The sequence below is a fragment of the Afipia broomeae ATCC 49717 genome (assembly GCF_000314675.2).
In the GTDB taxonomy this organism is placed as follows: domain Bacteria; phylum Pseudomonadota; class Alphaproteobacteria; order Rhizobiales; family Xanthobacteraceae; genus Afipia; species Afipia broomeae.
Window position 1 is genome coordinate 193,321 of the sequence record NZ_KB375282.1, and the last position, 11,046, is coordinate 204,366.

Consider the following 11,046-nt stretch of genomic DNA (forward strand, 5'->3'; position numbering starts at 1 on the left):
CGTCGTCTCCGCGAAAGCGGGGTTCATTTTAGAATCGTCATGGCCGGGCTTGACCCGGCCATCCATCTTTATAAACGCATTTTTTTTGAAGAATGATGAATGCGCGGGTCAAGCCCGCGCATGACATCCTTCGATTATTCACGCCGCTGCGACACCGCGCAGTTCGCCGGAGCCCGGCGGCGGGATCGGCTGGCCGTCGTCGGCGTATTCGTTGAGCTTGTTGCGCAGGGTGCGGATCGAGATGCCGAGAATGTTCGCGGCATGGGTGCGGTTGCCGAGGCAATGCTTCAGCGTTTCAAGGATCAGGTCGCGCTCGACGTCGGCCACGGTGCGGCCGACCAGCGCGCGGGTGACCTGCTCGGCGGCGAAGGTCGCATGCGCCACGGCGGGCGGCGTCTTCGCCGTGTCGAGGCGATCGCCGTCCGGCGAGAGAATGGCGTCTGGCCCGATCTCGTCGCCGCTCGCCATCAGCACCGCGCGGTGCATGGTGTTCTCCAACTCGCGGACGTTGCCCTGCCAGCGGTTGGTGGTCAGCACGCGGCGCGCTTCCGCCGAAATCGGCCGCAGCGGCACGCCGTTGGCGTCGGCATACTTCTTGGCGAAATGTTGCGCCAGTTCGAGAATATCGGCGGGGCGGTCACGCAGCGCCGGAATTTTCAGGTTCACGACGTTGAGCCGGAACAGCAGGTCCTCGCGGAATTTGCCTTCCTTGACGGCGTCGGCGAGATTGCGGTTCGAGGTTGCGATGATGCGAATGTCCACCGGCACGGGCCGAGTGCCGCCGACGCGGTCAATGACGCGCTCCTGAATCGCGCGCAGCAGCTTCGACTGCAGGCGGACGTCCATTTCCGAGACTTCGTCCAGCAGCAGCGTGCCGCCGGTGGCTTCCTCGAACTTTCCGATGCGCCGTGCGATCGCTCCGGTGAACGAGCCCTTCTCGTGGCCGAACAGTTCGGACTCCAGAAGGTGTTCCGGGATCGCGGCGCAGTTGATCGAGATGAACGGCTTCCGGGCGCGGTTGGAGCGGGTGTGGACATAGCGCGCCAGCACCTCCTTGCCGGTGCCGGATTCGCCGGTGATCATCACCGAAGCGTCGGAGCCTGCGATCTGCTGCGCCAGCTTCACCACGCGAGCCATGGCGTCGTCGCGGTAGATGAGATCGCGCGAGTCGTTGGCGACCGCGGCCAGCACCGCCGCGATCAGTTCCGGATCGGGCGGCAGCGGGATGTATTCTTTCGCACCGGCATGGATGGCGGCGACCGCGGCGCGCGCGTCGGTGGTGATGCCGCAGGCGACGATCGGAACATGGATATGTTCGGCCTCCAGGCGGATCACGAGATCGCGGATGTCGAGGGCGACATCGACCAGCAGCAGGTCGGCGCCCTTGCCGCCGCGCACCACACGCATCGTCTGTTCACTGTCTTCGGCGTGGGTCACCGTCGCGCCATTCTCCATGGCGATCTTGGTGGCGGTGGTAAGCTGGCCCTTCAGTGTGCCAACGATGAGAAGCCGCATGGTGGTCTCCTGTTATTAAGTCTTGCGAGTGGTCCGGGCCATTTTCGGCCTCGGTTTGCTCAAATGGGTCAGGCGCGTTCCGCCTTGATGATTTCAGTCATGGTGACGCCGAGCTTGTCTTCGACGAGAACGACTTCGCCGCGCGCGACCAGCCGGTTGTTGACGTAGATGTCGATGGATTCGCCGACGCGGCGGTCGAGTTCGAGCACGGTGCCGGGGCCGAGCCGCAACAGATCGGCGACGTCCATCTTGGAGCGGCCGAGCACGGCGGACACCTGAACCGGAACGTCGAACACCGCCTCGAGATCGGCGGCAATTCGCCCGGCATGATCGTCGTCATCGTAATAGTTCTGATCGTTGGCGACCGGCGTATCGGCGGCGTTGAGATCTGGAAGCGGGACGGTGCTGTCTGTGTCGCTCATGGTCGGTCCTCATGGCCGGGAAGCACGGCCTGATTGCGGGACGCGAGATAGCGCCCCACGAGTTCATTGATCTTCGCATCGATGGTGGCGCGATCCAGCGTCACGCCGCCGTCGGCCCATTCGATCTTGCAGTCGCCGCTGGCGATGTCCGGCTCGGCCAGGATCACGAGCTTACCTTCGAAACCGTTGCGCTTCGCCAGTTGTTCGATCTGCACACGGGCGGCGTCGTAGAGCGCGTCGTTGATCCGCACCACGATGTGCGGGGTCGAGGTCAGATGCCGGAAGCAGTCGCTGACCAGCGCCATGACTTCGGTGAGCGGTTCGGCGGCGATCATCTCCGCGCACAGCTTGCGGGCGACCGACAGCGCGACATCGACGGCTTCGGTCTCCATCCGCTCCTCAATGGTCGAGAACCGGCCGGCGATGGCCCTGATCGAAATTCCGATTTCCTCCAGCGCCAGCGCCGCGCGCCGGTCGCTTTCCGCCTTGGCTTCATGCCGCGCAGCCTCATAACCGGCGCGATAGGCGCGTGCTTCCGCGTCGGCCAGTTGCTGGGCGACTTCGGCGGCGGTGGCCGCGCGTTCCTTCGCGACGTCCGGTGCGGCGAAGTCGAGATCGAACAGGAATTTTGCGGGGGCGCCCATCAGTACACCAGCTCGTCGTCAGCACGGTTCTTCTGCAGCATGATTTCGCCCTTGGCCGCGAGATCCTTGGCAAGGTTGACCAGCAGCGCCTGCGCCTCGTCGACGTCGCGCAGGCGAACGGGGCCTGCCGCGGCCATGTCGTCCAGCAGCATCTTGGCGGCGCGGCTCGACATGTTGCCCATGAAGAAGTCGCGCACGGTCTCGTTGGCGCCCTTGAGCGCGATGCCCAGCTTGTCCTTGTCGACATGGCGCATCAGCGTCTGGGCCGATCCGGCGTCGAGCTTGACGAGGTCGTCGAAGGTGAACATCAGCGCCTTGATGCGCTCGGCCGCTTCGCGGTTGTCTTCTTCGAGCGAGGTGATGAAGCGGGTTTCGGTCTGGCGGTCGAAATTGTTGAAGATTTCCGCCATCACCTCATGGGCGTCGCGGCGGCGGGTTTGCGACAGGTTCGACATGAATTCGACGCGCAGGGTCTGTTCGACGCGTTCGATGACTTCCTTCTGAACCGCTTCCATCTTCAGCATGCGATTGACGACGTCGAGCGCCATGTCCTCGGGCAGGATCGCCAGCACGCGCGCGGCGTGTTCGGGCTTCAGCTTCGACAGCACGACGGCGATGGTCTGCGGGTATTCGTTCTTGAGGTAGTTGGCGAGAACCTCCTCCTGCACGTTGGAGAGCTTCTCCCACATGTTGCGGCCGGCCGGGCCGCGGATCTCGTCCATGATGCCGTGGACCCGGTCCGAGGGCAGGTATTGCTGCAACAGCCGCTCGGTGGCGTCGAAGTTGCCCATCAGTGCGCCGGATGCCGACATCCGCGAGACGAATTCCAGCATCAGGTCTTCGACCACATCGGCTTCGACGGTGCCGAGCGAGGACATCACCAGCGACAGCTCGCGGACCTCGTCGTCGTCCAGCATCGACCAGATCTTGCCGCCGTACTGTTCGCCGAGCGCCAGCATCATGATGGCGGCGCGCTTCGGTCCCGACATGGGCTTGGTCTTGGCGCGGCCGTTCTGGCGGCTGGCCAGGGTGGCGACGACACCGGCGATGTCGCTGGTGTTCTGGGCGTTGTTGTTGGTGAGCGCGGGTGCGTTTGCCATGTCGGATCAGGTCGGTTCTGAAAGCCACTGACGAATGATGGAAGCTGTTTCGTTCGGGTTGCGGTCGGCGAGTTCGCCGACGCGGTGCACGGACTGGGCGTGGACCTGGCCCTGGACCTGCGCGACGTCGATCATCTGCGCGGTCGCGTTGCTGGCGATCTGCGGCTGCGGATTGGTCGGCGCCGGCGGGGTTTCCGGCAGGGCCGGGAGCGGAGCATGGGCGGCGGCGGCATCTGCGGCGAGCACGCGCTTGAGCAGCGGGCGCACCACCATGAACACCACGATAACGCCCAGCACGAACATCACGCCGAGCTCCACGAAGTACATGATGTCGTCCTTGGTGAACTGGAACATGCCGAGCAGGCTCTTCGGAGCCTCGGCCGGGATCACCGACGGCACGTCCGCGAAGCGCAGGTTGACGATCTCGACCTGATCGCCGCGCTTCTGGTCGAAGCCGATGGCGGAGCGGACCAGTGCGGCGATGCGGTCGAGGTCTTCCTTCGCGCGGGCCGCGTAAACCACCTCGCCCTTGTCGTTCTTGCTGTAGCTGCCGTCGACCAGCACCGCGACCGAGATGCGGTTGACCCGGCCGGCTTCGGTGACTTCCGTCTTGGTGACGCGGGAAATCTCGTAGTTGTTGATTTCCTCGCTCTTCTTGCTCTGGTCTTTCGCGGTGGCGCCGCCGCCCTGGCCCTGGGCGCCGGGCAACTCGTTATTGACAGTGACCTGGCCGTCGTTGGCGCCCGCAGTCGCGGCGGATTCCTCGCGGGACTGGCTGGAGCGCAGCACGCGGCCCTCGGGGTCGAACTTGTCCGAGGTCTGGGTGATCTTGTTGTAGTCGAAATCGGCGGTGAGCTGGACGCGGGCGCGGCCGGAGCCGACCACCGAGGAGACGATGGCTTCGACCTGGTCGCGCATGCGCTTCTCGAACGACGCGCGGCGCTCGTCGCCGCTGCCGCTGTCGCCTGCGCCGTCGCCGGCGGCGCCGTTGGCCAGCAACTGGCCGGCTTCGTCGACGATGGAGACCCGCTGCGCCTTCATGCCGTTCACAGCGGAGGCGACGATATGACGGATGGCGCGGACCTGCTGCGGTTCGAGTGCGCCGCGGACCCGCAGCACGATCGAGGCGGACGGCTCGGGGGTTTCGCGGGAGAACAGCGGCCGCTCCGGCAGCACCAGATGCACGCGCGCGGCCTGAATCCGGTCGATTGCCTTGATGGTGCGGGCCAGTTCGCCTTCGAGGGCGCGCAGGTGGTTGATGTTCTGGACGAAGCTGGTGGAGCCGAGGGCGTCGGACTTGTCGAAAATCTCGTAACCGATGCCGCCGCCCTTGGGCAGGCCGCCTTCGGCCAGCTTCATGCGCAGCCGGGTGATCTTGTCCTTCGGCACCTGGATGACGGCGCCGTCGTTCTTCATTTCATAGGGAATGCCCTGGCGTTCCAGATCCTTGATGATCGCCGAGGAGTCTTCATAGGTGAGGTCGGTGAAGAGGGTGGCCATCGGCGGCGTGGTGACGCGCATGATGACAAAGCCGAAGAAACCGACGAGAGCCAGCGTTACGGCGGCCATAGCCGCCATTCGCGCCGCGCCCAGACCTTTCAGGAAGGAAAACAAACCCTGCACGAACCACCCCAGAGATTCGGCTCACACGCCGACTGGGCAGAATTTGCCTATCTATGGTTTCCATATGGTTAACGACGGTTAACGGGTGAGGAGAAAAAGCGGAAATGCCAAAAACCGGCTTCCCGTAAGGGAGCCGGTTTTCGGAAAATTGCGATGAAATCGGGGAGAAGGGCTTACTGGCGGTACTGCTGGATGCGGGTGGTGCGCAATCCGGCCAGACCGTGCTGGTCGATGGAGAACTGCCAGGACAGGAATTCGTCAACTGTCAGGGTGTAACGGCTGCAGGCTTCCTCAAGGGAGAGGAGACCTCCGCGGACCGCGGCCACAACCTCGGCCTTACGGCGGATAACCCACCGTTTGGTACCGGGCGCGGGAAGATCCGCGATCGTCAGCGGACTGCCATCGGGCCCGATGACGTACTTCACCCTCGGGCGGTGGGGTTCTGTCATGGTGTACTCACAAACTCGAAACAACTGAACTCGTGGGAACAAGCTACCCCCGGCGGCTTAAAATTTACCTAAACCCAAGCCTCCAATACGATTCTCCTTCGATCTGCCCAAAACGGGACAGGCCGGTCCCGTGAGGGACCAGCCTGTGGATATGAAAAGTCTCAGTCAGGAATTGCGCCGCGTCAGCGGATTGTCACATCGTCAGCTCGACGCGGCCTGCTTCACGACACGCTTGATCTGATCGACCGTGTAGTTCTTGCCGCCGATCGACAGCAGCGCCGGGCTTGCGGTGAGGTCGACGGAATCAACGGTACCTTGAACCTCGGTCGAGATCGCAACGTCCTTGCCGCCGGCATCCTTGGCGGTGACTGTCATCTTGTAGTCACCGACCGGCCACTTGGTGCCGTCATTGCCCTTGCCATCCCAGACGAAGCTGGAATTTCCGGAGCCGATGGCGAAGCTGCCGGTGTAAGCGGTCTGACCCGCTGAGTTGGTGATGGTGATGGTCGCGCTCGAATTCTGCGGCGCGTTGAAATTCCAGGTCGCGTTGCCGTCGAAATGCGCGGTGCTGCCATCGACGGCCACGGTCTGGCCGACGAACACCAGCGCCTGCGTCGACTGTGCGCTCTGTTCGATCTTGACCAGCGATTCAAGCTGGCTGTTCGACTTCAATTGCTGTTCGACCTGCGCAAACTGCACGAGCTGCTGGGTGAACTGGTTGGTATCCAGCGGATCGAGCGGGTTCTGGTTCTGCAACTGCGTGGTCAGCAGCATCAGAAAGGATTGAAAATTATCCGCAATGCCGGTCGAACTGCTGTTGGTGTTGCTCGAATTCGAACCGGACGAATTGTTTGTCGCGGGCGCCGACGTCGGTATCGTCGGCATGGTTGCTGCATCGACCGCCATGATGGTCTCCTCAAATCCTGATGTCGACGCCGCTGCTCGCTCCGAGCATGCGGCCGTAGGTTCGTCCTGCGACCTGTGCGGGGACGGCGTCTTCTTCGGTGATGACAACGCGCTGCGAATTGCGGCCGGAGCCGTTATCGCCATCGCGGCCTGAGGACGACTGGTCGCGCAGGCTGAACTGCAATCCCGAGTCGCCGGTCTTCAGGCCCGCGTCCTCCAGCGCCTGCTGGAGCCTCGGCGCGTCGTTGCGCAGCATGTCGAGCGTCGCCGGCCGTTCCACCGTCAGGTGCGAGGTGACATTGCCGTGCTTGTCGACGTCGAGGCGCACATCGATGCGGCCGAGCTCCGCCGGGTCGAGACGTATTTCAAAGCGGCTGTTGCCGCCCGCCGCGCGCAGCGCGATGTCAGCGGCAAGGCCGTTCAGCGGCACCGGCGCGCTGTCGGCGAGCGTTGTATTCGCCGCGGGTACGGGGATCGCCGTGAGATTGGCGGCGTGGACCTGAACCAACGATTGAACCGCGACAGGTGGCTGCAAACCGGGTTCGGTCTGCAGCGCCGGCTGCGGCGCGGAAGCAGCAGTGCGGTGCTCGGCTTGCGGCGTTGCCTTGGCAGCGTGTTTCGTTGGCTCGGCATCGGTCGTACCGGATTCCGCAGCCGCCTTGTCATGCTGCGCCGGCTTGTCGTCTGCATTCGATGCAGCGGTCTCCGGCTTGACGGTCTGATCCGGCACCGGCTTGGCCGATGGATCGGCAGCCTGCTTGCCGTCCTTGCCATCCTTTGCGGGCGCGGTCTCCGTCGTCTTTGCCGGGATTTCGGTCTTGCCGCCGTCGGACTTGATGACGGTGGTTGCCGCAGCGGTCGCGGCTGTTGTTCCCGGCGTGGCGGCGACCGCTGGAGCTGACGGATCGGCTGCGGTGGTTGCGCTGGTGATCGCGGCCTCCGCAACTGCCGCTGCCTGCGCGGCCGATGCGTCGGCGGGCGTGATAACGGCCGATGTACCGGTGATCGCCGCCGTTGCAGCGGTCGTCGTGGCAGACGCTGTTTCGTCTGCGGCTGCGGCAACCGGATTGGCTGCGGCGGTGATCACGACCGCGACCGGATCGGTGACGATGGCTGGAATTACCGGAATCGCGGCGGCGTCATCGCTGCCGGATTTGTCGTCGGTTTTCGTGGCGTCAGACGCGGTTTTATCCTTGCCGTCGGTCTTGCCGCCGGTTGCCTTGGCATCGGCCGGTGTGGAGGGGCCGGCATCCTGCTGCGCGGCGCTCGAATCCTTGTTCGCGGAGGTGGGGCTATCGGCCTGCGGCCTGTCCTTGCCGGGAGGGGGGGCATCGGCCTGCCGCGTGTCGCGGGAGTCGCGGCGAGGCGGGGCCGGCGTATCCGGCGCGGGGCGGGGGTCGGAGCTGGCGCTGGCATTGCTGTCCACCAGTGCGGCGAACCCGTCCGAGGACGGCTGTTCGGCGCGTGTCTGCCTCGCCTGCGGATCGAAAGCGGCATAGGCGGGCTTGGATGCGGCTGGTTCCGGGGTAACGCTGAACACGGGCGGCCTTTCAGGTGATTGCTTCCTCTGTTGAGCAAGGACCGGGCCACCGACAATGGATTATAAAGACGTTATATTTCAATGGCTTGCTGGGTGACGGCCATGGCGGAGACGGGCGTGGAACCGGGGGCTTTCTGCCCGGCGGCAAGATTTTCCCCCCAAAAGAGCCGGGTTTAATTGCAATGGATCAAGGCCGACCGTGATTGCCTCGGCTAGGGTCGGACTATAAGTAAAGTGCAAACCCAGAAATGACCGGTTGCGGGCGGTAGTGGCCCGGCAACAGCAAGATCGGCCCCTGTCATGCTCAACAGCCTCGACCTCGAAGGTCGCCCGGAAGACACCCGGGTCGTCGTCGCCATGTCCGGCGGTGTCGATTCGTCGGCGACCGCTGCGCTGCTGAAGGCCGAAGGCTACGACGTGGTCGGCATCACCTTGCAGCTTTACGATCATGGCGCCGCGACCCACCGCAAGGGCGCCTGCTGCGCGGGCCAGGACATTCACGACGCGCGCGATGTCGCCGCGCGTCTCGGCATTCCGCATTACGTGCTGGATTACGAGAGCCGTTTCCGCGAGTCGGTCATCGAGAGCTTCGCCGAGAGCTATGTGCACGGCGAGACGCCGGTGCCCTGCATCGAGTGCAACCGCTCGATCAAGTTTCGCGATTTGCTGAGCACCGCCCGCGAACTCGGCGCCAAGGCGCTCGCCACCGGACACTATGTCGCCTCGCGCCGTCTGGAAGATGGATCGCGCGCGCTGGTCTGCGCCGCCGATGCCGACCGCGACCAGAGCTACTTCCTGTTCGCGACCACGCAGGATCAACTGGCCGACGTGCGCTTTCCGCTCGGCGACATGACGAAGGCGCAGACCCGCGAACTCGCGCGCCGCTTCGGACTGTCGGTCGCCGACAAGCACGACAGCCAGGACATCTGCTTTGTGCCGACCGGCCGCTACACCGATGTGATCGAACGCCTGAAGCCGAACGCCATGGAGCCGGGCGACATCGTCGATCTCAATGGCCATGTGCTCGGCCGCCATCAGGGCATCGTCGGTTTCACCATCGGCCAGCGCCGCGGCCTCGGCATCGCGGCGAGCGCGCCGTTGTATGTCGTGCATCTCGATGCACAGACGCGCCGTGTTGTGGTCGGCCCGCGCGAGGCGCTGAATGTCCGCCGCATCCTGTTGCGCGACGTCAACTGGATCGGCGGCGGCGATCTGAATTCTGCGATCGGCGACGGCCTCGAGATGTTCGTCAAGGTGCGCTCCACCCGTCCGGCGCAGCCGGCCTGGCTGCGCCGCGTTGGCGGTGCTTATGAAGTCGAACTCGTCGACGGTGAAGAAGGCGTGTCGCCGGGACAGGCCTGCGTGTTCTACGATGCGCCTGCGGGACAGGCGCGCGTGCTCGGCGGCGGCTTCATCAGCGCCGCGCCGCGCGACCTTGTGTCAGTGCCGCGTCAGCGCGAAGCCCTTGCCGGATAACGTCTGGTCCTTCAAGAATAAGGGACTTCCGGCCGATCGTGCCGGACAAGAACAAGTGTTGCGTAACAGGGCGGGGACATGACCAACGACATCGATCGTGCCGGAGTGGCGAAGGCCTACGCCGCGTGGGCGCCGGTTTACGACATGGTGTTCGGCAAGGTGTTCGACGAGGGCCGCAAGTCGACCATCGCCGTGGCCGATGCGATCGGCGGCCGCGTGCTCGATGTCGGCGTCGGCACCGGATTGTCGCTGTCGGATTATTCGCGCACCACGAAGCTCCATGGCGTCGATATTTCCGAGCCGATGCTGCGCAAGGCGCAGGAGCGCGTGCGCGCACAAAACCTCACCAATGTCGAAACGCTGTCGGTGATGGATGCGAAGAACCTCGCATTCCCGGACGGCACGTTCGATGCGGTTGTGGCCCAATATGTCATCACGGCGGTGCCGGACCCGGAAGCGACGCTCGACGATTTCATGCGCGTGCTGAAGCCGGGCGGTGAACTCATTCTGGTCAATCACATCGGCGCGGAAAGCGGCCCGCGCAAGATCTTCGAACTCGCGTTCGCGCCGCTGGCGCGGCGGCTTGGCTGGCGGCCGGAATTTCCGTGGGCGCGGCTGGTGAACTGGGCTGCGAAACACGGCGGCGTGACACTGGTCGAGCGCCGTCCGATGGCGCCGATGGGGCACTTTTCGCTGATCCGCTATCGCAAGGGCTGATTGCCGCGATGTGTCGCAGGGAACATCCGCGCTGCTGCGCCGTTTCCGTTCCATGACAATGAAACTCCCGATTGCCATAAGCGCCGCGCTGGTGGTGTTGCCTGCTGTGGCCTTTGCGCAGGCGCCGCCCGCGCCGGCGACGCCCCCAGCGCAAACTGCGCCCCCAAATCCCGACCGTGCAGCGTCGACCAACTGCACGCCGACCGAGGCTGTTCCGCACGAAGGCACCGTCGCGCCGCGAGGAACCACGACAGGACGCGCGCCGGAATCGCTCGGCGACCGGCTGGCGAAATCCGATGGCGTGCTGTGCCCTCCGCCGGGTGTTGACCCCGATATGCACGCGCCGACCCCTCAGGGCGGGACCATGCCGGTGATTCCGCCGCCCGGCAGCCCCGGAGGCGATCCCTCGGTGCGGCCAAAGTAAGGTTTTTCCGCCTTCGCGCGTGCCGTTTCCCGGAGAATGCGCGTGGAAAGCCAATCAGATGGCGCTTTCAGCCATCGTTGCTTGACAGGCATTTGGGTGACTTCTTATATGCCGCCGTTCGCGACCGCGAAGCGGTCTGGACCTGTGGCGAGGTAGCTCAGCTGGTTAGAGCACGGGAATCATAATCCTGGGGTCGGGGGTTCGAGTCCCTCTCTCGCTACCATCACATC

Annotated in this window: 11 protein-coding genes and 1 tRNA gene; 4 read left to right on the top strand and 8 right to left on the bottom strand. The window is 64.5% G+C overall.

What is annotated here, in order from left to right; all coding sequences use genetic code 11:
* Positions 1-138: 138 nt before the first annotated feature.
* From flbD to HMPREF9695_RS01020, 8 genes are all read right to left on the bottom strand, one after another.
* Positions 139-1,515 carry a sigma-54-dependent transcriptional regulator FlbD gene (gene flbD / locus HMPREF9695_RS00985; protein ID WP_006018888.1) on the bottom strand — a complete coding sequence of 459 codons (1,377 nt, stop codon included), beginning with the start codon at positions 1,513-1,515 and terminating at the stop codon, positions 139-141.
* Between the two features lie 68 nt (positions 1,516-1,583).
* The gene (gene fliN / locus HMPREF9695_RS00990) at positions 1,584-1,937 is read right to left on the bottom strand and encodes a flagellar motor switch protein FliN (RefSeq protein WP_006018889.1); all 354 of its coding nucleotides are present in this window, start codon (positions 1,935-1,937) and stop codon (positions 1,584-1,586) included.
* Positions 1,934-2,581 (bottom strand): FliH/SctL family protein, encoded by a 648-nt coding sequence (locus HMPREF9695_RS00995; protein ID WP_006018890.1) that lies wholly within the window; start codon positions 2,579-2,581, stop codon positions 1,934-1,936. Before HMPREF9695_RS00995 ends, fliN begins: the two co-directional genes overlap by 4 nt.
* A complete protein-coding gene (gene fliG, locus HMPREF9695_RS01000) occupies positions 2,581-3,681 on the bottom strand; it encodes a flagellar motor switch protein FliG (RefSeq protein ID WP_006018891.1) in 1,101 nt (366 codons plus the stop codon). Before fliG ends, HMPREF9695_RS00995 begins: the two co-directional genes overlap by 1 nt.
* 6 nt (positions 3,682-3,687) lie before the next feature.
* Positions 3,688-5,304, bottom strand: a complete 1,617-nt coding sequence (fliF, locus tag HMPREF9695_RS01005) for a flagellar basal-body MS-ring/collar protein FliF (protein WP_041710971.1) — start codon at positions 5,302-5,304, stop codon at positions 3,688-3,690.
* Positions 5,305-5,477: 173 nt separating this feature from the next.
* Entirely contained in the window at positions 5,478-5,753 is a 276-nt protein-coding gene (gene sciP, locus HMPREF9695_RS01010; RefSeq protein WP_002714638.1) for a CtrA inhibitor SciP, read from the bottom strand.
* 201 nt (positions 5,754-5,954) lie between these two features.
* Positions 5,955-6,659 (bottom strand): flagellar hook assembly protein FlgD, encoded by a 705-nt coding sequence (locus HMPREF9695_RS01015; protein WP_006018897.1) that lies wholly within the window; start codon positions 6,657-6,659, stop codon positions 5,955-5,957.
* A 10-nt stretch (positions 6,660-6,669) separates the two neighbouring features.
* Entirely contained in the window at positions 6,670-8,199 is a 1,530-nt protein-coding gene (locus HMPREF9695_RS01020) for a flagellar hook-length control protein FliK (RefSeq protein WP_006018898.1), read from the bottom strand.
* Between the two features lie 300 nt (positions 8,200-8,499).
* On the opposite strand from HMPREF9695_RS01020, the gene mnmA reads away from it, so the two are divergent.
* The 4 genes from mnmA to HMPREF9695_RS01040 all read left to right on the top strand — a co-directional run bounded on the left by mnmA (position 8,500) and on the right by HMPREF9695_RS01040 (position 11,039).
* Positions 8,500-9,675 carry a tRNA 2-thiouridine(34) synthase MnmA gene (gene mnmA / locus HMPREF9695_RS01025; RefSeq protein WP_006018899.1) on the top strand — a complete coding sequence of 392 codons (1,176 nt, stop codon included), beginning with the start codon at positions 8,500-8,502 and terminating at the stop codon, positions 9,673-9,675.
* 78 nt (positions 9,676-9,753) lie between these two features.
* Positions 9,754-10,392 carry a class I SAM-dependent methyltransferase gene (locus HMPREF9695_RS01030; protein ID WP_006018900.1) on the top strand — a complete coding sequence of 213 codons (639 nt, stop codon included), beginning with the start codon at positions 9,754-9,756 and terminating at the stop codon, positions 10,390-10,392.
* A gap of 52 nt (positions 10,393-10,444) precedes the next feature.
* The gene (locus HMPREF9695_RS01035) at positions 10,445-10,816 is read left to right on the top strand and encodes a hypothetical protein (RefSeq protein WP_006018901.1); all 372 of its coding nucleotides are present in this window, start codon (positions 10,445-10,447) and stop codon (positions 10,814-10,816) included.
* 146 nt (positions 10,817-10,962) lie between these two features.
* Positions 10,963-11,039, top strand: a tRNA-Met gene (locus tag HMPREF9695_RS01040).
* Positions 11,040-11,046 lie beyond the last annotated feature (7 nt).

Coding starts and splice junctions, on each gene's coding strand:
- HMPREF9695_RS01030 (WP_006018900.1), top strand. CDS start 9,754: ATGACCAACGACATCGATCGTGCCGGAGTGGCGAAGGCCTACGCCGCG.
- fliN (WP_006018889.1), bottom strand. CDS start 1,937: ATGAGCGACACAGACAGCACCGTCCCGCTTCCAGATCTCAACGCCGCC.
- HMPREF9695_RS01035 (WP_006018901.1), top strand. CDS start 10,445: ATGACAATGAAACTCCCGATTGCCATAAGCGCCGCGCTGGTGGTGTTG.
- fliG (WP_006018891.1), bottom strand. CDS start 3,681: ATGGCAAACGCACCCGCGCTCACCAACAACAACGCCCAGAACACCAGC.
- sciP (WP_002714638.1), bottom strand. CDS start 5,753: ATGACAGAACCCCACCGCCCGAGGGTGAAGTACGTCATCGGGCCCGAT.
- flbD (WP_006018888.1), bottom strand. CDS start 1,515: ATGCGGCTTCTCATCGTTGGCACACTGAAGGGCCAGCTTACCACCGCC.
- HMPREF9695_RS00995 (WP_006018890.1), bottom strand. CDS start 2,581: ATGGGCGCCCCCGCAAAATTCCTGTTCGATCTCGACTTCGCCGCACCG.
- HMPREF9695_RS01015 (WP_006018897.1), bottom strand. CDS start 6,659: ATGGCGGTCGATGCAGCAACCATGCCGACGATACCGACGTCGGCGCCC.
- mnmA (WP_006018899.1), top strand. CDS start 8,500: ATGCTCAACAGCCTCGACCTCGAAGGTCGCCCGGAAGACACCCGGGTC.